General features: G+C 62.0%; 22 protein-coding genes. 17 read left to right on the top strand and 5 right to left on the bottom strand.

Translation table 11 applies throughout. From position 1 onward, the window contains the following. Positions 1-264 precede the first annotated feature (264 nt). Positions 265-1815, top strand: a complete 1551-nt coding sequence (locus PFEN_RS01050; RefSeq protein ID WP_191485193.1) for a beta (1-6) glucans synthase — start codon at positions 265-267, stop codon at positions 1813-1815. Positions 1816-1864: 49 nt separating this feature from the next. Here PFEN_RS01050 and PFEN_RS01055 read toward each other — a convergent pair whose 3' ends face one another. After that, positions 1865-2224: a hypothetical protein gene (locus tag PFEN_RS01055; protein WP_191485194.1), complete on the bottom strand. Its 360-nt coding sequence runs from the start codon at positions 2222-2224 to the stop codon at positions 1865-1867. Between the two features lie 235 nt (positions 2225-2459). On the opposite strand from PFEN_RS01055, the gene PFEN_RS01060 reads away from it, so the two are divergent. Beyond that, positions 2460-3758, top strand: coding sequence for a serine/threonine protein kinase (locus PFEN_RS01060; RefSeq protein WP_191485195.1), 1299 nt, complete (start codon positions 2460-2462; stop codon positions 3756-3758). Then, the gene (locus tag PFEN_RS01065) at positions 3751-4539 is read left to right on the top strand and encodes a VacJ family lipoprotein (protein WP_191485196.1); all 789 of its coding nucleotides are present in this window, start codon (positions 3751-3753) and stop codon (positions 4537-4539) included. Before PFEN_RS01060 ends, PFEN_RS01065 begins: the two co-directional genes overlap by 8 nt. An 83-nt stretch (positions 4540-4622) precedes the next feature. On the opposite strand, the gene PFEN_RS01070 is transcribed toward PFEN_RS01065, so the two are convergent. Both PFEN_RS01070 and PFEN_RS01075 read right to left on the bottom strand, forming a co-directional pair. Beyond that, a complete protein-coding gene (locus PFEN_RS01070) occupies positions 4623-5801 on the bottom strand; it encodes a patatin-like phospholipase family protein (protein ID WP_191485197.1) in 1179 nt (392 codons plus the stop codon). Positions 5802-5872: 71 nt separating this feature from the next. Beyond that, positions 5873-6805 (bottom strand): lipid A biosynthesis lauroyl acyltransferase, encoded by a 933-nt coding sequence (locus tag PFEN_RS01075; protein ID WP_191485198.1) that lies wholly within the window; start codon positions 6803-6805, stop codon positions 5873-5875. Between the two features lie 121 nt (positions 6806-6926). Between PFEN_RS01075 and minC the strand changes: the two genes are divergently transcribed. From minC to PFEN_RS01110, 7 genes are all read left to right on the top strand, one after another. Further along, positions 6927-7664, top strand: a complete 738-nt coding sequence (gene minC, locus PFEN_RS01080) for a septum site-determining protein MinC (RefSeq protein ID WP_191485199.1) — start codon at positions 6927-6929, stop codon at positions 7662-7664. A gap of 203 nt (positions 7665-7867) precedes the next feature. Next, positions 7868-8680, top strand: a complete 813-nt coding sequence (gene minD, locus PFEN_RS01085) for a septum site-determining protein MinD (RefSeq protein WP_191485200.1) — start codon at positions 7868-7870, stop codon at positions 8678-8680. 3 nt (positions 8681-8683) lie between these two features. After that, positions 8684-8938 (top strand): cell division topological specificity factor MinE, encoded by a 255-nt coding sequence (gene minE / locus PFEN_RS01090; protein ID WP_007898843.1) that lies wholly within the window; start codon positions 8684-8686, stop codon positions 8936-8938. A 184-nt stretch (positions 8939-9122) separates the two neighbouring features. Further along, entirely contained in the window at positions 9123-9758 is a 636-nt protein-coding gene (locus tag PFEN_RS01095) for an RluA family pseudouridine synthase (RefSeq protein WP_191485201.1), read from the top strand. 151 nt (positions 9759-9909) lie between these two features. Continuing rightward, positions 9910-11199 carry a M18 family aminopeptidase gene (locus tag PFEN_RS01100; protein ID WP_191485202.1) on the top strand — a complete coding sequence of 430 codons (1290 nt, stop codon included), beginning with the start codon at positions 9910-9912 and terminating at the stop codon, positions 11197-11199. Positions 11200-11484: 285 nt separating this feature from the next. Further along, positions 11485-11661, top strand: coding sequence for a hypothetical protein (locus PFEN_RS01105; RefSeq protein WP_191485203.1), 177 nt, complete (start codon positions 11485-11487; stop codon positions 11659-11661). 63 nt (positions 11662-11724) lie between these two features. Beyond that, positions 11725-13881, top strand: a complete 2157-nt coding sequence (locus PFEN_RS01110; protein WP_191485204.1) for a mechanosensitive ion channel family protein — start codon at positions 11725-11727, stop codon at positions 13879-13881. A gap of 218 nt (positions 13882-14099) precedes the next feature. Here the strand turns inward: PFEN_RS01110 and phnR are convergent, their stop codons facing one another. After that, entirely contained in the window at positions 14100-14813 is a 714-nt protein-coding gene (gene phnR / locus PFEN_RS01115; protein ID WP_191485205.1) for a phosphonate utilization transcriptional regulator PhnR, read from the bottom strand. 385 nt (positions 14814-15198) lie between these two features. Between phnR and PFEN_RS01120 the strand changes: the two genes are divergently transcribed. From PFEN_RS01120 to PFEN_RS01145, 6 genes are all read left to right on the top strand, one after another. Then, the gene (locus PFEN_RS01120) at positions 15199-16266 is read left to right on the top strand and encodes an ABC transporter substrate-binding protein (protein ID WP_191485206.1); all 1068 of its coding nucleotides are present in this window, start codon (positions 15199-15201) and stop codon (positions 16264-16266) included. A gap of 183 nt (positions 16267-16449) precedes the next feature. Then, complete coding sequence (locus PFEN_RS01125) at positions 16450-17256, top strand: alkaline phosphatase family protein (RefSeq protein ID WP_191485207.1); 807 nt, start codon at positions 16450-16452, stop codon at positions 17254-17256. Further along, positions 17235-18098, top strand: a complete 864-nt coding sequence (locus PFEN_RS01130; protein ID WP_191485208.1) for an ABC transporter permease — start codon at positions 17235-17237, stop codon at positions 18096-18098. Before PFEN_RS01125 ends, PFEN_RS01130 begins: the two co-directional genes overlap by 22 nt. After that, positions 18085-18885, top strand: a complete 801-nt coding sequence (locus tag PFEN_RS01135) for an ABC transporter permease (protein WP_191485209.1) — start codon at positions 18085-18087, stop codon at positions 18883-18885. Before PFEN_RS01130 ends, PFEN_RS01135 begins: the two co-directional genes overlap by 14 nt. After that, positions 18882-19871, top strand: coding sequence for an ABC transporter ATP-binding protein (locus tag PFEN_RS01140; protein ID WP_191485210.1), 990 nt, complete (start codon positions 18882-18884; stop codon positions 19869-19871). The genes PFEN_RS01135 and PFEN_RS01140 overlap by 4 nt, the downstream gene beginning before the upstream one ends. A gap of 34 nt (positions 19872-19905) precedes the next feature. Further along, positions 19906-20559 carry an HAD family hydrolase gene (locus PFEN_RS01145; protein WP_191485211.1) on the top strand — a complete coding sequence of 218 codons (654 nt, stop codon included), beginning with the start codon at positions 19906-19908 and terminating at the stop codon, positions 20557-20559. 179 nt (positions 20560-20738) lie between these two features. On the opposite strand, the gene PFEN_RS01150 is transcribed toward PFEN_RS01145, so the two are convergent. Further along, positions 20739-21701, bottom strand: a complete 963-nt coding sequence (locus PFEN_RS01150; RefSeq protein ID WP_191485212.1) for an NAD(P)H-quinone oxidoreductase — start codon at positions 21699-21701, stop codon at positions 20739-20741. A gap of 182 nt (positions 21702-21883) precedes the next feature. Here PFEN_RS01150 and PFEN_RS01155 point away from each other — a divergent pair, with 182 nt between their 5' ends. After that, positions 21884-23968, top strand: coding sequence for a carboxy terminal-processing peptidase (locus PFEN_RS01155; protein ID WP_191485213.1), 2085 nt, complete (start codon positions 21884-21886; stop codon positions 23966-23968). Positions 23969-24058: the final 90 nt, after the last annotated feature.

Genomic DNA, 24058 nt, shown 5'->3' on the forward strand with positions numbered 1-24058 from the left:
AGCGCCCCCATCACGCCTCACCGCCAAACCCGTTCGATCATCAGCGGAGTACTGACGCGCTGATCATCAACCCGCCTCGCCCATCGACCTGCTCTGACAGCGACCTCAAGGCAACGAGAAACGACATCAGAACGCCAGCAATCGGGGGACTGAAAAATCCCTTCATTTATTGCGCTCGAACTTTGCATGACAAAATACTGCGCGGGCCCAAGACCGGGGAAAATCCGGGTAATATGCGCGGCTTTGTTCCCATACGGCCCGACCATGTCCGCCACTCCCCGTTTCCCGCTCCGCCCCTATGTGTTCGCCTGCCTGCTCGGCCTCCTCGCACTGGGCGGCTTCTGGTATGGCCTCGGCCAGCCGGTGATCCTGCCCGATGCGGCGACGCCGACCCACAAGCTGCAATGTGCCTCCTATACTCCGTTCGCCAAGGACCAATCGCCCTTCGACCAGCCGTTCACCCCGCGCCTGGAACGCATGGATGCCGACCTGGCGCTGCTGGCCACGCGCTTCGAGTGCATTCGCACCTACTCCATGACCGGCCTCGAAGCCCTGCCGGAGCTGGCACGCAAGCACGGTATGAAGATGATGATCGGCGCCTGGGTCAGCAGCGACCCGGTGGCCACCGAGCAGGAAGTCGACGCCCTGATCGCCTCGGCCAACGCCAATGCCGATGTGGTCAGCGCGGTGATCGTCGGCAACGAAGCCCTGCTGCGCAAGGAAGTCACTGGCGACCAACTGGTCAAGTTGATCCATAAGGTCAAGGCCCATGTGAAGCAGCCGGTGACCTATGCCGACGTCTGGGTGTTCTGGCTCGAACATCCGCAGGTCGCCCCCGCCGTGGACTTCCTGACCATTCACCTGCTGCCCTACTGGGAAGACGATCCCTCCGCCATCGACCACGCGCTCGAGCATGTCACCCAGGTGCGCGAAGTGTTCGGCAAGCGGTTCGCGCCCAAGGATATCCTGATCGGTGAAACCGGCTGGCCGAGCGAAGGCCGCCAGCGCGAAACCGCGCTACCGAGTCGGGTCAACGAAGCCAGGTTCATTCGCGGCTTTGTCACCCTGGCCGAACAGAAGGGCTGGCACTACAACCTGATCGAGGCCTTCGACCAACCCTGGAAACGCGCTAGCGAAGGGGCCGTTGGCGGCTACTGGGGCCTGTTCGATGCCGACCGTCAGGACAAGGGCGTATTGGCCGGTCCCGTCTCGAACCTGCCACAGTGGCCGTGCTGGCTGGGCTTGGGCGCGGTGATATTCCTCGGCACATTGCTGCTGGGCGGACGGGTAGGCAACACGCGGGCGGCGCTGCTGTTACCGCTGCTGGGGGCGCTGGCGGGCTGTACCCTCGGCGCCTGGGGCGAGTTGACGCGGGTCACCAGCCGGTTTACCGGCGAATGGGTCTGGGCCGCTTTGCTACTGGCGCTGAACCTGCTGGTGCTGGCCCATGCGGCGCTGGCCCTTGGCAGCCGGGCCGGCTGGCGCGCCGGTCTGTTCCACTGGCTGGAACAACGCGCTGGCTGGCTGCTGGCGGGTGCCGGCTTTGCCGCGGCGGTGATGATGCTGGAGCTGGTGTTCGATCCGCGCTACCGCAGCTTCCCGAGCGCGGCCTTGTTGTTGCCGGCACTGGTGTTCCTGGTGCGTCCGGCGCGTGGTCCACGTCGGGAGATAGGTTTGCTGGCGTTGATCATCGGCGCTGGCATTGCCCCGCAGTTGTACCGCGAGGGCCTGGAAAACCAGCAAGCCTGGGCTTGGGCGCTGGTCAGCGTACTGATGGTTGCCGCGTTGTGGCGCAGCGTGCGGCTGCGCAAATAACAACTCCAGTCCCTGTAGGAGCTGGTTCGGTGAGCGCTCAAACATGCAGTCAAGCCGCTCGCACCAGCCGCAACCCGGCAATCACCAGCGCAAACACCGCGAGGCTGGTGTTGTATAGCGCCAGGGCCGGAAATCCGGCCAACAGCGCCAGCACCGCCAAGCCCCGCCCCAAACGCCCCGGAGCCACAAAAGCCAGCAGCGCCGCGACCACCGCCGTCCAGCCCAGCACCTTGAAGTGGACCAACCACCCCAGGCTGGAACGCGCCTGGCACTGCCAGCGCAGCGCCTCATCCACGCACAGCCCGACCCACTGGCCGTCCTCCATCAACCCGTAACGCACGCCATAACTGGCAGCCAGCCACAAGGGCAGGACAATAAGCAGCAGGACCAGCGGCAAACGGCGAGACATGGACAACTCCGATAGGCAAAAACGGCGCCCAGCATAATCGCCGGAACCGCCTATGCAAGCATTCACAACACTTAACTGTCCGGCAAACTGAAGCAAAGTGTATCGTGGCGAGGAAAATACCCCTGGCGACCCCGCCAAAATGCATTTTTAGTGTTGGGACATGGCACTTCGGCAGTACCCCGGTGGTCATAGCCTGCGAACCTTATTCAGCGCTTTCCTTCAAAGGGATGTAGTCATGCTCCGTTCTCTGCGCCTCGCTGCCTTTCTCGGCGGTCTCATTTTGAGTGCGTCCGCTCTGGCAGTCGATGTCGACGCCGCCAGCTATGGCTATCCGTTGACCAACCCGTTCGAAGCGACGATCGCCACCACGCCGCCGGCGCTGCGCCCGACCTTGCCCGACGACGACGCCATCCACCAGGCGGACTACAGCCTCAAGCTGCGCCCCGAACGCGACTTCATCCTCCCGGACAACTTCTGGGCAGTAAAGAAGCTCACCTACCGCCTGGCCCGGCAGGATCACCCGGCGCCACTGATCTTCCTGATCTCCGGCACGGGCGCACGTTACGACAGCAGCATCAATGAATACCTGAAGAAGCTCTATTACCAGGCCGGCTACCACGTCGTGCAGTTGTCCTCGCCCACCAGCTTCGACTTCATGAGCGCCGCCTCACGCTTCGCCACCCCCGGCATCAGCCAGGAGGACGCCGAGGACATGTACCGGGTGATGCAGGCCGTACGGGCCCAGCACCCGAACCTGCCGATCACCGACTACTACCTCAGCGGCTACAGCCTCGGCGCCCTCGACGCGGCCTTTGTCAGCAAACTGGATGAAACCCGGCGCAGCTTCAACTTCAAGAAAGTCCTGCTGCTCAACCCGCCGGTCAACCTCTACACCTCGGTCACCAACCTGGACAAACTGGTCCAGACCGAGGTCAAGGGCATCAACAACACCACCACCTTCTACGAGCTGGTGCTGGCCAAGCTGACCCGCTACTTCCAGCAAAAGGGCTATATCGACCTCAACGACGCCCTGGTCTACGACTTCCAACAGTCCAAACAGCACCTGAGCAACGAACAGATGGCCATGCTGATCGGCACGACCTTCCGCTTTTCGGCGGCGGACATCGCCTTCACCTCGGACCTGATCAACCGCCGCGGGCTGATCACTCCACCGAAATACCCGATCAGCGAAGGCACCAGCCTCGAGCCCATGCTCAAGCGCGCCCTGCAATGCGATTTCGACTGCTACCTGACCGAACAGGTGATTCCGATGTGGCGCGCCCGCAGCGATGGCGGCAGCCTGTTGCAACTGATCGACCAGGTCAGCCTCTATGCCCTCAAGGACTACCTGCACAACAGCCCGAAAATCGCCGTGATGCACAACGCCGACGACGTGATCCTCGGCCCCGGCGACCTCGGTTTCCTGCGTAGCACCTTTGGCAACCGTCTGACGGTCTACCCCCATGGCGGCCACTGCGGCAACCTCAATTACCGCGTCAACGCCGACGCCATGCTGGAGTTCTTCCGTGGCTAAATCTCTCCTGCTGATCGCTGCGTTACTCTGCGCATGCCCTGCCCTGGCCGACAACAGCAAGGCACACGATCCAGTGGTAACGGACCCGGACGGTTTCACCGAGCCGCTGAAACGACTCAAGTTCAATCCGGGCCTGGACCAGCGTGAATTCGAACGCTCGACCCTCAACGCCCTGAGCGTCTATGACCCGATGGAGTCCTGGAACCGCAGGGTCTACCACTTCAACTACCGTTTCGACGAGTGGGTATTCCTGCCGGCGGTCGACGGCTACCGCTACGTGACACCGACCTTCCTGCGCGAGGGCGTAAGCCACTTCTTCAGTAACCTGGGGGATATCTCCAACCTGCTCAACAGCCTGTTCCAGTTCAAGGGCAAGCGGGCGCTGGAAACCACTGGGCGCTTGCTGCTCAACACCACTATCGGCGTCGCCGGCCTGTGGGACCCAGCGACCAAAATGGGCCTGCCGCGGCAGGCCGAAGACTTCGGCCAGACCCTTGGTTTCTACGGCGTGCCGGGCGGCGCCTACGTGGTGCTGCCATTCTTCGGCCCGTCGAACCTGCGCGATACCGGCGGCCTGGTATTCGACTTCGCCGCCGAATCGCAGATCAACTTCCTCAACGTTTCGCAGGTCAGCTCGGACCATCCGGAAATCTATCTGCTGGAGGCCATCGACAAGCGCTACACCACCAGCTTCCGCTATGGCCAGTTGAACTCGCCGTTCGAATACGAGAAGGTCCGCTACGTGTATACCGAAGCGCGCAAATTGCAGATCGCCGAGTAAACCCGCACGTTGAAACGCTGCCCCCTCTGTAGGAGCAAGCAAGCTCGCTCCTACAGAGGGGGCGGTGTTCTCGGGGCCGAGGCCTAGAACACCGACGCCGCCTGCGCCACCAGCGAAGCCTGGGGCAAGCCGAGGAATCGGCACAGCTCCTCGCGCTTGGCCAGGGCATCGCGACGCCCCAGCTCAATCAATTCGCTGCAATAGGCCGCCTCGAACAGCAGGTAACTCAGCACCCCGGCGCCACTGGTGCGGGTCGCGCCCGGACCACGCAGGAAAAAGCGCAGCGCCGCGGGCAACTCGTGGCGATGGCGCGCGGCAATTTCATCGATCGGCTGACTGGGCGCGATCACCAGCACATCCACCGGAGCCAGGCCCAGGCTGCGCGGTTGCGGCGGCAACAGCCGACTGAACTGATTCAAGCGCTGCAACAGCTCGATATCGCTTTCCAGGCTGTCAATGAACGTACTGTTGAGCATATGCCCACCGATCTGCGCCAGACTCGGCTGCTGCCCGCCATAGGTCCGCTCGCTGCCGGCATCGACACCCCGAGGGTTGCCGCTGACGCCCACCACCAGTACCCGGGTCGCACCCAGGTGCAACGCCGGGCTGATCGGCGCCGACTGGCGCACCGCCCCGTCACCGAAATACTCCTGGTCCAGCTTGACCGGGGCGAACAGCAACGGAATCGCCGAACTGGCCAGCAAATGCTCGACGGTCAATCGGGTTGGCACGCCGACCCGGCGGTGGCGCAACCAGGAGTCGATGGCCCCCCGGCCCTGGTAGAAGGTGATCGCCTGGCCGGACTCATAGCCAAAGGCAGTCACCGCCACCGCCCGCAACTGCTGTTGCTCGATGGCGTGGTCGATACCCGGCAAATGCAGCTTCTCATTGAGCAGGTCGCGTAAGGGCGTGCTGTCGAGCAGCGCCACCGGCACCGGCGCGCCGAGGCCCAGCAGGCTGTGGCTGACGAAGCGACTGGCCTGGCGGATCACCCCTGGCCAGTCGCTACGCAGCACCAGATGGCTGCGAAAGCCCTGCCAGAACGCGGTCAGGCGTTCGATGGCCGCGGCGAAGTCCATCGCCCCGCTGGCCAGGCTGACCGCATTGATCGCCCCCGCCGAAGTGCCGACGATCACCGGAAACGGATTGGCCGCCCCCGCTGGCAGCAGCTCGGCAATCGCCGCCAGCACACCCACCTGATAAGCCGCGCGCGCGCCCCCTCCGGAAAGAATCAGACCGGTGACCGGTTCAGCTGGGCTCATCGCGACACTCCATCAATCAGGTAATATCCTGATACACCACCCCCGGCCCCTGCCGCAACACCCGGGTGGGTTTATCCGCGTTTCGGGTAGAGTTTCGGCTCACCCGGTGGCCGGCTCTTGAACCGGCGATGGGCCCAAAGGTACTGCTCCGGGCATTCGCGCAGCGCCACTTCGACCCATTGGTTGATCCGCAGGCAGTCCGCCTCTTCGCTTTCCCCCGGGAAATCGTTCAGCGGCGGATGAATCACCAACCGATAGCCGCTGCCGTCGGCCAGGCGTTCCTGGGTAAACGGCACCACCAGCGCCTTGCCCAGGCGGGCGAACTTGCTGGTGGCGGTCACGGTCGCCGCCTGGATGCCGAACAATGGCACGAACACGCTCTGCTTGATGCCGTAGTCCTGGTCCGGCGCATACCAGATCGCCCGACCGGCGCGCAGCAACTTGAGCATGCCGCGCACATCGTCACGCTCCACCGCGAGGGAATCGAGATTGTGCCGTTCACGGCCACGCCGCTGGATAAAATCGAACAACGCATTGTTGTGCTCACGGTACATGCCGTCGATGGTGTGTCGCTGGCCGAGCAAGGCCGCGCCGATCTCCAGGGTGGTGAAGTGCAGGGCCATCAGGATCACGCCCTTGCCTTCGCGCTGGGCGTTTTGCAGGTGTTCGAGGCCCTCGATATGGGCCAGGCGCGCCAGGCGCGGTTTCGACCACCACCAGCTCATGGCCATCTCGAAGAAGGCGATCCCGGTGGACGCGAGATTCTTGCGCAGCAATTGGTCGCGCTCGGCATCGGACAATGCCGGGAAGCACAGCTGCAGATTGCGCGCGGCGATCATCCGTCGGTCGGCGGACACCCGATACATCACGGCGCCCAGGAAGCGCCCGAGAAACAGCAGGCAGCCATAGGGCAACTGGACAATCAGCCACAGCAAGCCCAACCCCAGCCATAGCAGCCAGTAACGGGGATGAAAAAAAGCAGCTCGAAAACGCGGGCGATCCATGGATGATTCCGGACAGACAACAAGGCCGCGCATTCTACAACGGTTCGCGGCGGCTTGCGGCCCGAGGGCGTTCTCGTTATAAGTCTCGGCACTTTTAGTGACAAGCTGCGTTATCCCGACCATGAGCCAAACCGAACTGCTAGACCAGGATCCCGTGTTCCAGCTGAAGGGCAGCATGCTTGCCATCACGGTGCTGGAACTGGCGCAGAACAACCTCGACGCCCTCGACCGGCAATTGGCGGCCAAGGTCGCCCAGGCCCCGAACTTTTTCAGCAACACTCCACTGGTGCTGGCGCTGGACAAACTGCCGGAAGGCCAGGGCGCCATCGACCTGCCCGGCCTGATGCGTGTCTGCCGCCAGCACGGCCTGCGCACCCTGGCGATCCGCGCCAACCGTATCGAAGACATTGCCGCCGCGATTGCCATTGACCTCCCGGTGCTGCCACCGTCCGGCGCCCGGGAGCGACCGGTCGATCCGAGCGAAGGCCTGGAAAAGAAAAAGCCGGAAAAGCCCGCGGAACCGCTGATAAAGCCGACGAAGATCATCACCACGCCGGTACGCGGCGGCCAGCAGGTTTATGCCCAGGGCGGCGACCTGGTGGTGATCTCTTCCGTCAGCCCCGGCGCGGAACTTCTGGCCGATGGCAACATCCATGTTTATGGCCCCATGCGGGGGCGCGCCCTGGCTGGCATCAAGGGGGACACCAAGGCACGGATTTTCTGCCAGCAACTGAGCGCCGAACTGATCTCGATCGCCGGCCAGTACAAGGTTTCCGAGGATTTGCGCCGTGACCCGCTGTGGGGCGCCGGTGTTCAAGTCAGCTTGTCCGGTGACGTGTTGAACATCATCCGGCTTTAACGGATACTTGCCGCCATTTCCAAAATGTCACCTTCTCGTAGCGAAAACAGCTCGAACAGTGTGGGAAATCGCGAAAGGTAAGAATAACCCGAGGTACTTCAGACTTTTCCTCGATTTCCAACCGACGCTGCACGACTACAGTTATTTTTTTAGTGACGTTCTTCAGGGGCTGAAAGTCCTTTATTCCTTAGGGGTGATACACCTTGGCCAAGATTCTCGTGGTTACATCCGGCAAGGGTGGTGTGGGTAAGACCACCACCAGCGCCGCCATCGGTACCGGCCTCGCGCTGCGGGGCCACAAGACAGTGATCGTCGACTTCGACGTCGGCTTGCGTAACCTCGACCTGATCATGGGCTGCGAGCGTCGCGTGGTGTACGACTTCGTCAACGTCGTCCAGGGCGAAGCCAACCTGCAACAAGCCCTGATCAAGGACAAGCGCCTGGAAAACCTCTACGTGCTGGCCGCCAGCCAGACCCGTGACAAGGAAGCGCTGACCAAGGAAGGCGTGGAAAAGGTCCTGATGGCCCTCAAGGCCGACTTCGAGTTCGTCGTCTGCGACTCCCCGGCGGGTATCGAGACCGGTGCCCACCTGGCCATGTACTTCGCCGACGAAGCCATCGTCGTGACCAACCCCGAAGTGTCCTCGGTGCGTGACTCCGACCGTATGCTTGGCCTGCTGGCGAGCAAATCGCGCCGCGCCGAGAACAACGAAGAGCCGATCAAGGAACACCTGCTGCTGACCCGCTACAACCCCGAGCGCGTGAGCAACGGCGAGATGCTTGGCGTCGAAGACGTCAAGGAAATCCTCGCAGTGACCCTGCTGGGCGTGATTCCCGAATCCCAGGCGGTGCTCAAGGCCTCCAACCAGGGTGTGCCGGTGATTCTCGACGACCAGAGCGATGCGGGCCAGGCCTACAGCGACGCGGTCGACCGCCTGCTGGGCAAGACCGTGGAACATCGCTTCCTCGATGTGAAGAAGAAAGGACTCTTCGAGCGCCTGTTTGGAGGCAACTAAGCAATGAACCTTTTTGACTTCTTTCGTGCCAGCAAAAAAGTAAGCACCGCGTCGGTCGCGAAAGAGCGTCTGCAGATCATCGTGGCGCACGAACGCGGCCAACGCAGCACCCCGGATTACCTGCCGGCCTTGCAGAAGGAGTTGGTGGAGGTGATCCGCAAGTACGTCAATATCGGGTCCGACGACGTGCACGTGGCGCTGGAAAACCAGGGCAGCTGTTCGATCCTGGAACTCAATATCACCCTGCCCGATCGTTGATCGATCCGGCCGGAGCCACGGCGGCCCGGAGCCTGTGCTTTTTGTAGGAGCAGAGCTTGCTCGCGAAAGCGGTCAATCAGTCGACACTTGAGTCGGCTGTGAAATCCATTCGCGAGCAAGCTCTGCTCCTACAGGAAGGCGTGGGGTCCGGGCCGCCGTTGGCGTTTGTTACGAGACTGTTTCAATGCCGCTGTCCAATATCCGCATCATCCATCAGGACGCCGCCGTGCTGGTGGTGGACAAACCGACCCTGTTGCTTTCCGTCCCGGGCCGGGCCGATGACAACAAGGACTGCCTGATTACCCGCCTGCAGGAAAACGGCTACCCCGAAGCCCGTATCGTCCATCGCCTGGACTGGGAAACCTCGGGAATCATCCTGCTGGCCCGCGACCCGGACAGCCATCGCGAACTGTCACGACAGTTTCATGACCGGGAAACCGAAAAAGCCTACACCGCACTCTGCTGGGGCCAACCAGAACCGGACAGCGGCAGCATTGACCTGCCATTACGCTACGACCCGCCGACCAAGCCGCGCCACGTGGTCGACCATGAATTCGGCAAGCACGCGCTGACCTTCTGGAAGGTACTGGAGCGCCGTGGCGACTGGTGCCGGGTGGAACTGACCCCGATCACCGGGCGTTCGCACCAGTTGCGCGTGCATATGCTGTCCATCGGTCATCCGTTGCTGGGCGATGGCCTGTACGCGCATCCGCAGGCGTTGGCCGCCTGGCCAAGGCTGTGCCTGCACGCCAGCATGCTGAGTTTCACCCACCCGCAAAGCGGCGAACGCTTGCGCTTCGAGTGCCCGGCACCGTTCTGATCCTCGGCGCGAGGGTTTATCTGTAGCAGGCTCGCTCCTACACGACAATAGGGCAAGCCCGCTCGCCAGAAAGGATTACGCCGCTATCGAGTCCTCCGCAAAACTGCCAACCAATACGGTAAACTCGCGGCACTGCTGTCTGGAGCTACTTATGCGCGAAGAGTTGAACCAAGGCCTGATCGACTTCCTCAAGGCCTCCCCCACCCCGTTCCATGCCACCGCCAGCCTGGTTCAACGCCTGGAAGCGGCGGGCTACCAGCGTCTCGACGAGCGCGAAACCTGGCACACCGAAGCCAACGGTCGCTACTACGTCACCCGCAATGACTCTTCGATTGTCGCCATCAAGCTCGGCCGTGCCTCGCCGTTGCTCGGCGGCATCCGCCTGGTCGGCGCCCACACCGACAGCCCGTGCCTGCGGGTCAAGCCGCAACCGGAACTGCAACGCCAGGGTTTCTGGCAACTGGGTGTCGAAGTCTACGGCGGCGCGCTGCTCGCGCCCTGGTTCGACCGCGACCTGTCGCTGGCCGGACGCGTCACCTTTCGGCGCGACGGCAAGGTCGAGAGTCAACTGATCGACTTCAAGCTGCCCATCGCCACCATCCCCAACCTGGCGATCCACCTCAACCGCGAGGCCAACCAGGGCTGGGCGATCAATGCCCAGAACGAACTGCCACCGATCCTGGCCCAGTTCGCCGGTGACGAACGGGTGGACTTCCGCGCCGTACTGACCGAACAACTGGCCCGCGAGCACGGCCTCAACGCCGACGTGGTGCTTGATTACGAGTTGAGTTTCTACGACACCCAGGCGGCCGCGATCATCGGCCTGAACGGAGACTTCATCGCCGGTGCGCGCCTGGACAACCTGCTGTCCTGCTACGCCGGCCTGCAGGCCCTGCTTGGCGCCAACAGCGAGGAAACCTGCGTGCTGGTCTGCAACGACCATGAAGAAGTCGGTTCATGCTCCGCCTGCGGGGCCGATGGCCCGATGCTGGAACAGACCCTGCGACGCCTGCTGCCGGAAGGCGATGAGTTCGTCCGGACCCTGCAGAAATCCCTGCTGGTCTCGGCGGACAACGCCCACGGCGTGCATCCCAACTATGCCGACAAGCACGACGCCAACCACGGGCCGAAACTCAACGCCGGCCCGGTGATCAAGGTCAACAGCAACCAGCGCTACGCCACCAACAGCGAAACCGCCGGATTCTTCCGTCACCTGTGCATGGCCGAGGAAGTACCGGTACAAAGCTTCGTGGTGCGCAGCGACATGGGCTGCGGCTCGACCATCGGCCCGATCACCGCCAGCCACCTGGGAGTGCGTACCGTGGACATCGGCCTGCCGACCTTCGCCATGCACTCGATTCGCGAACTGGCCGGCAGCCACGACCTGGCGCACCTGGTGAAAGTCCTGAGCGCGTTCTATGCCAGCCGCGAGTTACCCTGACACCTGAGAGCGACACAAAACCTGTAGGAGCGGCCGGTCGACGCTCGATTGCCCGCGAAGCTTTTAGCGGCCTCAAGGGCCCCTTCGCGGCGGTGTGGCGATCCGACAAGCTCTGCTCCCACAGGCGCTGTGTCAGACCTCGACTGACCGGTAATAGCGCAAGCCCGCTCCCCACAAGGTTTCACTCACAAGCTTATTCACCCCGCATATTGCGTCTGATACACATCAACCCCGCCCCGCCAAACCGACCTAGACTTAAGGTATCCCCTCGACCAGGTCGTCGTCATGATCACACCCTTCGCTTTCCACACCATGCTCATTCCCATCGTGGGCGGTATGTTGATGTTGGCCATCGGCTTCAATTTTCGCGAACGCAACGCCGGCGTTCTGCTGCTCTGGGTCGGCATGCTGCTGATCCTCGGTACCGTGGTCTACAAGATCCTGGCCCAACTGAGCGATTAAATGCATCGGCCCCGCGCCTGACGTACACTTCGTCGACCCGTATCGTTCATGGTTGACTGACTAGTGTTCGCCCGCCTTTTCGCCCTGCCTGCCCTGTTATTCATTTGCCTGCTGACGCTGATGCCGTTGGCCAGCGCCGAAGCGGTCGGCCTCCCGAGCCTGTTGGCCAGCGCGGAAAAAGCCCAGCCGACAGCCAGCGAACCCCTGGCGCAATCGCTGGATGAAGTGATCAAGAACCTGGAGAACGACCAGCAACGCGCCAAACTGCTGAGCGACCTGAAAAAGCTCCGTGACAGCACCAGGAAAGCCCAGCCGCCTGTCGAGGAAGGTGTCCTGGGGCTGATCGGCGGTACCCTCGCGGGCTTCGAAAAACAGTTTTCCGGTGACGACAGCCCACTCAATCGCTGGTCGGAGGAATTCGACCAGGCCAAGAGCGAGTTGATCGACCTGATACTGCCGGCCAACGAGTGGCTGCCGATCATTTTCGCCTTCGCCCTGATCCTGGCGCTCTGGAGTTTCCTTGCCTGGGCCATGATCTGGCTTGGGCGCCAGGTTCGCCTGCGCTTCGGCCTGAGCGAGGAACTGCCACAGCACCCGCGCACCGTCGACCTGCTGCGTTTCGCCCTGCGCAAGCTCGGCCCCTGGCTGATTGCCTTGTTCATCACCGTGTACATGAGCTACGCCCTGCCCTCGTCGCTGGGCAAGAACCTGGCAATGGTACTGGCCTACGCCCTGGTGGTCGGCACCTGCTTCTCGGCCATCTGCGTGATTGCCTTCTCCGTGCTCGATGGCCAGCATCGCCATCAGGCCCTGTACATCCTGCGACGCCAGGCCTTCCGACCGCTGTGGCTGATCGGCAGCTTCGCCGCCTTTGGCGAGGCACTCAGCGACCCGCGGATGATCGCCAGCCTCGGCAGCCACCTGGCCCACACCGCGGCCACGGTCGCCAACGTCATGGCGGCACTGTCCAGCGGACTGTTCATCCTGCGCTTCCGCCGCCCCATCGCCCACCTGATCCGCAACCAGCCGCTATCGCGGCGCCTGAATCGTCGCGCCTTGAGCGACACCCTGTCGATCCTCGGCACCTTCTGGTTTGTCCCGGCGCTGGTCCTGGTGGCGATCTCGTTGTTCGCCACCTTCATCTCCGCCGGGGATACCAGTACCGCCCTGCGCCAGTCGCTGATCTGTACCGTGCTGGTGGTGCTATGCATGGTGATCAACGGGCTGGTGCGCCGTCACGCCCTCAAGCCCAACCGCGGGCACAAACGCCATGCCCTGTACTCCGAACGCCTGACCAACTTCGGCTACACCCTGGTGCACCTGGCGGTGTGGCTGGTGTTCATCGAGTTGGGCCTGCGGGTCTGGGGCATGTCGCTGATCCGCTTCACCGAGGGCGAGGGCCATGACGTCAGCCTCAAGCTGTTCAGCCTCGGCGGCACGCTGATCTTCGCCTGGCTGGTATGGATTCTCAGCGACACCGCCGTGCACCACGCCCTGACCCGCTCGCGCAAGGGCCTGGCGAATGCCCGGGCGCAGACCATGATGCCGTTGATCCGCAACGTGCTGTTCGTGGCGATCTTCATCATCGCCTTGATCGTCGCCCTGGCGAACATGGGCATGAACGTCACGCCGTTGCTGGCCGGTGCGGGTGTGATCGGCCTGGCCATCGGTTTCGGCGCGCAGTCGCTGGTGGCGGACCTGATCACCGGGTTGTTCATCATCATCGAGGATTCCCTGGCCATCGACGACTACGTCGACGTCGGCGGCCACCTCGGCACGGTGGAGGGGCTGACTATCCGCACGGTGCGGCTACGGGATATCGACGGCATTGTCCACACCATTCCGTTCAGCGAGATCAAGAGCATCAAGAACTACTCGCGGGAATTCGGCTATGCGATCTTCCGGGTGGCGATCCCATTCAACATGCCCATCGACAACGCGATCAAGCTGATGCGCGATGTCGGTCAGAAGATGCGCAGCGATCCGTTGCAACGGCGCAATATCTGGTCGCCGCTGGAGCTCCAGGGGGTGGAGAGTTTCGAATCTGGCAGCGCGATCCTGCGCGCCCGTTTCAAGACCGCGCCGATCAAGCAGTGGGAGGTTTCCCGCGCCTTCAACCTGGCGCTCAAGCGCACCATGGACGAGGCCGGGCTGGACCTGGCGACGCCGCGTTTGAGTGTGCAGGTAGTCACGGCGGGCGGCGGACCAGAGAAAGAATGAGACTTTTTGGCGGTCCTGATATCTGAAGCCGGATGCGGTCCTGTGGCGAGCGGGCTTGCCCGCGCCGGGGCGCGAAGCGGCCCTAAAATCAGCCACCTCATTGTGTCAGATAGAACGCAGTCACAGGTTTTGGGGTTGCTGCGCAACCCAGCGCGGGCAAGCCCGCTCGCCACAAGATTGCGCCCGGCCTCAGCCGCCCCGTCAGATCCTCCTACGGACTACATCACATCCACCCCGACATGAATCGCATCATGGCGCCAGAACTCCAGGTCGCAGTCGATCAACCGTCCATGCTGGTCGTAGTTGACCCGGGCAATCCGCAACCCCGGGCTGCCCACCGAGACCCGTAACGCCGCGGCCGCCTCGACCTGCAACGAAGTCGGCACGATCTCGAACCTGACCCGGCCGTAATGCAGGTCGTAATGTCGGGCGTACAGTTCGGTGATCGACTGGGTCAGGTCGAACTCCAGGATCCCCGGAAAATACTGCGGATTGAGGTAATGCTCGACGTACAGCACCAGCCGCTCGTCGATCCGCCGCGCCCGGCAGATCTGAATCACGCTGGACAACGCCGGTAGCTGCAGCCAATCACACACCGCCGCCGACGCCGGTTGCAGGCGCGCCGAAATCACCTGGGTCGACGGTACCCGCCCCTGGGCACTGACCATCGCGTGAAAGTGGCTACGCTGCATCAGGTTATAGGCCAGTCGTGGTGGCGAGATAAACCAGCCCCGGCGCTCCTCGCGATAGATCAGCCCCTGGGCCTCCAACTGCAGCAAGGCCTCGCGCACGGTGATCCGGGTGGTGCCGAACAACTCACTGAGCTTGCGCTCGGCAGGCAACTTGCTGCCGGGTGGCAACAGGCCATGTTCGATCTGCTCATGGAGCGCCTGACCGATGGCTGTCACCGCTTTTGGTGCCTCTTCGCGCATCAACGTTACCTATCTGGACTAGTCCAGCACTGTTTGAGGGCAGAACCGCACAGGATAGCGGTCTCCAGTTGTAGCGCTCAGCCTAGGCAATGCAGATGACTGATATGTGACAAAGCGACGAAATGGTGCATCTGGACGGTCGTCCCATAAAAATAAAATCCATAAATATCAGTAATTTATAAATAGTCTACGCTTAACTCGGCACCCCTGATCGCTGCCGAGAAAAAACCTTGCAGGACTGATGCCGACATCAAAGTGTCATCCAGCAGGCTTAAATTGGCTCAGGTATTGCTGACCTAGACCAAACGACCCAAACCACCGCGTTACTTTTTATAAAAACCATCGATAAAAATCGCCGCGTTGAAAACGCCCAAAGGAGCTTCGGATGAAACAGCTTTTCCTGGCATCACTGTTAGGCTCGACCATTGCCCTGTGCACCTCCGCCATGGCCGCTGACACCGATTTGAAAGCACTTGAAACCGCCGCCAAGAAAGAAGGCGCAGTCAACAGCGTCGGCATGCCCGATGACTGGGCGAACTGGGCCGGCACCTGGAAAGATCTGAGCGACAAATACGGCCTCAAGCACATCGACACCGACATGAGCTCGGCCCAGGAAGTGGCCAAGTTCGCCGCCGAGAAAGACAACGCCAGCGCCGATATCGGCGACGTCGGTGCCGCGTTTGGTCCGATCGCGGTCAAGCAGGGCGTGACCCAGCCATACAAGCCCAGCACCTGGGAGCAGGTCCCGGCCTGGGCCAAGGACAAGGACGGCAACTGGGCGCTGGCCTACACCGGCACCATCGCTTTCATCGTCAACAAGAAGCTGCTGCACGGCTCCGAAGCGCCGAAAAGCTGGTCTGATCTCAAGACCGGCAAATACAAGGTTTCCATCGGTGACGTGAGCACCGCCGCCCAAGCCGCCAACGGCGTACTGGCTGCGGCCCTGGCCAACGGTGGGGACGAGAAGAACATCCAGCCGGCGCTGCTGATGTTTGCCGAGATCGCCAAGCAGGGTCGCCTGTCGCTCGCCAACCCGACCATCGCCACCATGGAAAAGGGTGAAGTCGAAGTCGGCGTGGTCTGGGATTTCAACGGCCTGAGCTACAAGGCCAAGATGACCAACCCGGACGACTACGTGGTGCTGATTCCAGCGGACGGCTCGGTGATCTCCGGCTACACCACTATCATCAACAAATACGCCAAGCACCCGAACGCCGCCAAACTGGCGCGTGAGTACATTTTCAGCGACGCTGGCCAGACCAACCTGGCGCGTGGCAACGCGCGTCCGATTCGTGCCGAGCACCTGACCCTGCCGGAAGACGTGAAGGCCAAGCTGCTGCCGAACGAGCAGTACAAGAAAGTCACGCCGATCAAAGATGCCGATGCATGGGAAAAAACTTCCAAGGCACTGCCGCAGAAGTGGCAGGAAGAAGTCATCATCAACATGCAATAACCCACAGCCATTGTTCCCGCACACTGGCGGGAACAATGGACTCTCTTGTAGGAGCGAGCTTGCTCGCGATGGACGTCAACGATAACGCCGGGCGCCTGATGCTCCGCGGCGCCCTGACCACCATCGCGAGCAAGCTCGCTCCTACAGGAGGGATGCTGTTCCTTTTATGATGAGGCCCGGCTTATGCAGCACAACGTTATCCTGGTCGTGCTCGATGGCCTGAACCATGAGGTCGCCCGGCATGCCATGGGCCATCTCCAGGCCTATGCAGGCGCAGGACGCGCGGCGCTGTACAAACTGGAATGCGAGTTGCCCTCGCTATCAAGACCGCTCTACGAATGCATTCTTACCGGTGTGGCTCCGATCCGCAGCGGCATCGTGCACAACCACGTTTCGCGCCTGTCCAACCAGCGCAGCGTGTTCCATTACGCCCGCGACGCCGGCCTGCGCACCGCCGCGGCGGCCTATCACTGGGTCAGCGAACTCTACAACCGCTCGCCCTTCGTCGCCGCCCGCGACCGGCATACCCGGGATGAAACGCTGGCGATCCAGCACGGCCATTTCTACTGGGTCGACCACTACCCCGACTCCCATCTGTTCGCCGACGCCGAAAGCCTGCGCCTGCAACACGCGCCGAACTTCCTGCTGGTGCACCCGATGAACATCGACGACGCCGGCCACAAACACGGCCTCGACAGCGCGCAATACCGCAACAGCGCGCGTTCGGCCGACATCCTCCTGGCCGACTACCTGCAAACCTGGCTCGATGCCGGCTACCAGGTACTGGTGACCGCCGACCACGGCATGAACAACGACCGCTCGCACAACGGCCTGCTCGCCGAGGAACGCGAAGTGCCGCTGTTCGTCCTCGGCGACGCCTTCAGTTTCAATCCCGACGCCACGCCCCGGCAGACGCAGCTCTGCGGCACGATCTGCGAGTTGCTGGGCGTCCCCCATGACAAACCTGTATGCCGGGAGTTGTTGAAGTGAATTCACTCACCCGAGGCAAATGGCTCGCCGTGCTCTGCCTGGTGCCCTTTGCCCTGTTCTTTATCGTGTTCGAGATCGCGCCGCTGGCGTGGGTGCTGATCAACAGCCTGCAATCGGAAGAAAACGGCTGGGGCGTGGCCAACTTCAGCAAGATCTTCAGCTCGAAGTTCTACTTGCAGGCGATCCAGTACAGTCTGGAAATCAGCTTCTGGTCGAGCGTGTTCGGCATGCTGATCGCGGTGCTCGGTGCTTATTCGCTGCGGCGGGTCGACTCGCGCCTGCGGGATTTCGTCAACGCCTTCGCCAACATGACCAGCAACTTCGCCGGCGTGCCATTGGCCTTCGCGTTCATCATCCTGCTGGGCTTCAACGGCACCATCACCATCATGCTGAAACAGGCCGGGATCATTCAGGATTTCAACCTGTACTCGAAAACCGGCTTGATCATCCTCTACACCTACTTCCAGATTCCCCTCGGCGTGCTGCTGCTCTACCCGGCCTTCGACGCCCTGCGCGAAGACTGGCGCGAGTCCGCCGCGCTGCTCGGCGCCGACAGCTGGCAGTTCTGGCGGCATATCGGTCTGCCGGTGCTGACCCCGGCGCTGCTGGGCACTTTCGTGATCCTGCTGGCCAACGCCCTCGGCGCCTACGCCACGGTGTATGCCTTGACCACCGGCAACTTCAACGTGCTGCCGATCCGTATCGCCGCCATGGTCTCCGGCGACATCAGCCTCGACCCGAACATGGCCAGCGCGCTGGCGGTGGTGCTGGTGGGACTGATGACCTTCGTGACCGTGATCCACCAGTGGCTGTTGAAGAGGAGCTACCATGTCGCGCGCTGAACCTGGCTCCGCCGTCTTGTACCACCGCGTGGTGGTCTACCTGTTGTTCCTGATCCTGCTGCTACCGCTGGCCGGTACCCTGGTGTATTCGATTGCCAGCAGTTGGTCGGCGACCATCCTGCCCAGCGGTTTCACCTTCAAGTGGTACCTGCAACTGTGGAGCGATCCACGCTTCCTCAATGCTTTCGGCCAGTCGCTGATCGTCTGCGTCGGTTCGCTGGTGTTGTCGGTGGTGTTGATCCTGCCGTTGCTGTTCGTGGTGCACTACCACTTCCCCAAGCTCGACGCGCTGATGAACATCCTGATCCTGCTGCCCTTCGCGGTGCCGCCGGTGGTGTCCTCGGTGGGGCTGTTGCAGTTGTACGGTTCCGGGCCATTCGCCATGGTCGGCACACCGTGGATCCTGATCGGCTGCTACTTCACCGTGGCCTTGCCGTTCATGTATCGGGCCATCACCAACAACCTGCAGGCGATCAACCTGCGCGACCTGATGGACGCCGCCCACCTGCTCGGCGCCAGCACCTGGCAGGCGGCCTTCCTGGTGGTGCTGCCGAACCTGCGCAAGGGCCTGATGGTCGCGTTGCTGCTGTCGTTCTCCTTCCTGTTCGGCGAGTTCGTGTTCGCCAACATCCTGGTCGGTACCCGCTATGAAACCCTGCAGGTGTACCTGAACAACATGCGCAATAGCAGCGGCCACTTCACCAGTGCGCTGGTGATCTCCTATTTCCTCTTCGTGCTGGTGCTCACCTGGGTCGCCAACCACTTGAACAAGGACAAGAGCCAATGAGCTTCATCAGTGTCCAGAACCTGAAAAAGACCTATGCCGGCACCACGGTGTTCAGCGACATCAACTGCGAAATCGCCAAGGGTGAGTTCGTCACCCTGCTCGGCCCGTCCGGTTGCGGCAAGTCCACGCTGCTGCGTTGCATCGCCGGCCTGACCCCGGTGGACAGCGGCAAGATCCTCCTCGACAGCCAGGATATCGTCCCGCTGAGTCCACAGAAACGCGCGATCGGCATGGTGTTCCAAAGCTACGCGCTGTTTCCCAACATGACCGTGGAGCAAAACGTCGCCTTTGGCCTGAAGATGCAAAAGGTCAATCCCGACGACAGCCACAAGCGGGTGATCGAAGCCCTCAAGCTGGTGGAGCTGCACGACTTCGCCGCGCGCTATCCGCACCAGCTGTCCGGCGGCCAATGCCAGCGCGTGGCCCTGGCCCGTTCACTGGTCACCCGCCCGCGCCTGCTGCTGCTCGATGAGCCGCTGTCGGCCCTGGATGCGCGGATTCGCAAACACCTGCGCGAGCAGATCCGGGCGATCCAGCGCGAGTTGGGACTGACCACGATTTTCGTCACCCACGACCAGGAGGAAGCCCTGACCATGAGTGACCGGATCTTCCTGATGAACCAGGGCAAGATCGTCCAGAGCGGCGACGCCGAATCGCTCTACACCGCGCCGGTGGACGTGTTTGCCGCCGGCTTCATCGGCAACTACAACCTGCTCGATGCCGACGCGGCCAGCCGCCTGTTGCAACGACCGATCAACAGCCGTATCGCCATTCGTCCGGAAGCCATCGAGTTGCGGGCCGAGGGCGAACTGGATGCGCTGATCCGCGGGCACAGTTTGCTGGGTAACGTCATTCGCTATCGGGTCGAGGCCCGGGGCGTGGAACTGGTGGTGGACGTGCTCAACCGCTCGGCCGCCGATCTGCATCCCGAAGGCCGGCGTTTGTCGCTGTCTATCGATCCCAGTGCCCTGTGTGAGGTAGCCTGATGTCCTTGGAGCGTTTGAAGAGAGAGCTGTACTGATGGCCCTGGCAATTTTTGATCTGGACGACACCCTGATCCACGGCGACTGCGCCACCCTCTGGAGCGAACAGATGGGGCGCCTGGGTTGGGTCGATCCGGAGTCGTTCATGCAGCGCAACAACGAACTGATGGACGCTTACAGCCGAGGCGAACTGGCCATGGAAGACTACATGCTGTTCAGCCTCGAACCGATGGCCGGGCGTACCCCGGAAGAAATCGCCCACCTGGTGGAGCCCTGGGTCGAGGACGTGATCGAGCCACTGATCTACAGCGATGCGTGCAAGGCGATTGCCGCCCACCGCGCGGCGGGTGATCGGATCCTGGTGATCTCGGCGTCCGGCATTCACCTGGTCAAGGCCATCGCCGAGCGCGTCGGCATCGACGAGGTGCTGGGCATCGACCTGGACGTGCTGCACGGCGTTTATACCGGTCATACCGTCGGCACCCTCACCTACCGCGAAGGCAAGATCGCGCGCTTGTTGGAGTGGCTGGATGCCGAAGGCGAGAACCTGGAAGGCGCGAGTTTCTACTCGGACTCACGCAACGACCTGCCGTTGCTGCTCAAGGTGGATTACCCCCATGTGGTCAACCCTGACCCGGTGCTGCGCGAGCAGGCGGAAAAGGCCGGCTGGCTGATCCATCACTGGAAATAGGCGCCCCTTGCGAAAGCGGGCTTGCGTGGGAGCGGAGCTTGCCCGCGAAGGGGCTCGCGAGATCGCTAAGAGCTTCGCGGGCAAGCTCCGCTCCCACAGTCTATCCCTCAAGCTCTACTCCCACTGCTTATCCATCAAGCTCAGCTCCCACGGCCTCCCCATCGCCGAACGGCAGCGGCTCACACCAGCGTTTCGTCGATCACCAGCACCAGCTTGCCTGCCACCTGGTTGCTCGCCAACGCCTCGAACGCCGCCTCGGCATCCCTGATCGGGAAGGTCGCGGACAACTGCGGGCTCAGGCGCTTCTCGGCGAACAACGGCCAGACATGCTCACCCAGATCCCGTAGCAGATCGGCCTTGAACTGATCATCGCGACTGCGCAAGGTCGAACCGAGCAACTGGATCCGTTTGGCGAGGATCCTGGCCAGGTCCAACTGGGTTTCCCGACCGCCCATCAGGCCGATCAGCACCCACCGTCCGTCAGCTGACAAAAGTTTCACGTTCAGCGCGGCGTAGTTCGCCCCCACCGGATCGAGGATCACATCGAAGGGCCCGAAGTCGCTCAACCCCTCGATATCGTCACCCCGCACCACCCCACCCTGGGCCCCCAACGCCTCGCAATAGGCCAGCCGCTGAGCCGAACCGACACTGACCCAGCAGGGATTGCCAAAGGCCTTGCACAGTTGGATCGCCGCCGAACCGACACCACTGGCACCGGCATGCAGCAACACTTTTTCACCGGGCTTGAGCCCCGCCAACTGGAACAGATTCAGCCACGCCGTGGCGTAGACCTCAGGCAACGCGGCGGCTTCAGCCAGGCTCAGGCCCTCCGGCACCGGCAGCACATGCCGTCCGTCGACGACCACTTCCTCGGCCATGCCACCACCAGCCAGCAGCGCACAAACACGATCGCCAACCTGCCAGGACACCCCTGGCCCGACTTCGCTGATCACCCCGGAACACTCAAGGCCCAATACCTGGCTGGCCCCCGGCGGCGGCGGATAGAGCCCGGCTTTCTGCAACAGATCGGCACGATTGAGCCCCGCTGCCGCCACCCGGATCCGTACCTGCCCCACATCGCAGGCCGGACTTGGCTCTTCAACCCACTCCACTTGACCTTCAACGCCTTGCAATGCTTTCACAGTGCCTCCATAGTGAGTCTGGACTGAGCCCGTAGCTGTAGCACCGGGCTTTTTGCATTATGCGACCGGCCCGAGGCTTGCACGAAAACTCGCAAACGCGGTTTTGGTACACGGCCCCACGGAACCGGCGACTTTAAAGACGGCCTAATATGCGTTATCAATTGCCCCCGCGTCGAATCAGCATGAAGCATTTGTTCCCCAGCACCGCACTTGCTCTTTTCATTGGCCTTGGCTTTTCCGCGCTGTCGGCCAATACGTTCGCAGCCAATAGCTGGGACAATCTTCAGCCAGACCGCGACGAGGTGATTGCCAGCCTGAACGTCGTCGAGTTGCTCAAGCGTAATCACTACAGCAAGCCGCCGCTGGACGACGCGCGCTCGGTGATCATCTACGAGAGCTATCTCAAGCTGCTCGACCCGTCGCGCAGTTATTTCCTGGCCAGTGACATCGCCGAATTCGACAAATGGAAAACCCAGTTTGACGATTTCCTCAAGAGCGGCGACCTGAATGCAGGGTTCACCATCTATAAACGATACCTGGACCGGGTCAAGTCGCGTCTGGACTTCACCCTTGCCGAGCTGAACAAGGGCGTCGACAAGATCGACTTCACCACCCAGGAATCCTTGCTGATCGATCGCAAGGACGCTCCGTGGCTGAAGACCACCGCCGAGCTCGACGACCTGTGGCGCAAACGCGTCAAGGACGAAGTGCTGCGCCTGAAAATCGCCGGCAAGGATCCCAAGGCGATCCAGGACCTGCTGACCAAGCGCTACAAGAATCAGCTGGCGCGCCTGGACCAGACCCGTTCCGAAGATATCTTCCAGGCCTACATCAATACCTTTGCGATGTCCTACGACCCGCACACCAACTATCTGTCACCCGATAGCGCGGAAAACTTCGACATCAACATGAGCCTGTCCCTGGAAGGTATCGGCGCCGTGCTGCAAAGCGACAATGACCAGGTCAAGGTCGTGCGCCTGGTGCCGTCCGGCCCGGCGGACAAGACCAAGCAGGTCGCCCCGGCCGACAAGATCATCGGTGTCGCCCAGGGCGACAAGGAAATGGTCGACGTGATCGGCTGGCGCCTGGACGAAGTGGTCAAGCTGATCCGCGGTCCGAAAGGCTCGGTGGTGCGCCTGGAAGTGATTCCGGCGAGCAATGCACCGAACGACCAGACCAGCAAGATCGTCTCCATCACCCGCGAATCGGTGAAGCTGGAAGACCAGGCGGCGAGCAAGTCGATCCTGCACATCAAGCAGGATGGCAAGGATTACAAGCTGGGGGTTATCGATATCCCGGCCTTCTACCTGGACTTCAAGGCGTTCCGCGCCGGCGATCCGAACTACAAGAGCACCACCCGCGACGTCAAGAAACTGCTGGGCGAACTGCAGAAGGAAAGCGTCGACGGCGTGGTCATCGACCTGCGCAACAACGGCGGCGGTTCCCTGCAGGAAGCCACCGAACTGACCAGCCTGTTTATCGACAAGGGCCCGACCGTGCTGGTGCGTAACGCCGAAGGCAAGGTCGATGTGCTGGAAGACGAAAATCCCGGTGCCTTCTACAAAGGCCCGATGGCGCTGCTGGTCAACCGCTTGTCCGCCTCGGCCTCGGAGATCTTCGCTGGCGCCATGCAGGACTATCACCGCGCCCTGATCATTGGTGGCCAGACCTTCGGCAAAGGCACCGTGCAGACCATCCAGCCGCTCAACCATGGCGAGCTGAAACTGACCCTGGCGAAGTTCTACCGGGTTTCCGGGCAGAGTACCCAACACCAGGGCGTATTGCCGGACGTGGATTTCCCGTCGATCATCGACACCAAGGAAATCGGCGAGAGCGCGCTGCCGGAAGCCATGCCGTGGGACACCATCCGTCCTTCGATCAGGCCGGCAATGGATCCGTTCAAACCGTTCCTGGCCCAGCTCAAGGCTGACCACGAGGCTCGCGCCTCGAAAGATGCGGAGTTCATCTTCATTCGCGACAAACTGGCCCTGGCCGAGAAGCTGATGAAGGAAAAAACCGTGAGCCTGAACGAGGCCGAGCGTCGTGCCCAGCGCACCGATATCGACGCCAAGCAGTTGGCCATGGAGAACGCCCGTCGCAAGGCCAAGGGCGAAGACCCACTCAAGGAACTGAAGAAAGAGGACGAGGACGCCTTGCCGGCGGACCCGGACAAGAAAACCAAGCCCGAAGACGACGCCTACCTGAGTGAGACCGGGCGTATTCTGCTGGACTACCTGCGGTTGAACACGGCGATCGCGAAACACTGAAGATGATGGCAATTTAATGTAAGGCTGTTTCTGAGCGTCATCAAACAGTCATCATTCTGTCGTGAAATAAAGGACTGGGCACTGCTCTTA

Source organism: Pseudomonas sp. FEN, assembly GCF_904067045.1.
In the GTDB taxonomy this organism is placed as follows: domain Bacteria; phylum Pseudomonadota; class Gammaproteobacteria; order Pseudomonadales; family Pseudomonadaceae; genus Aquipseudomonas.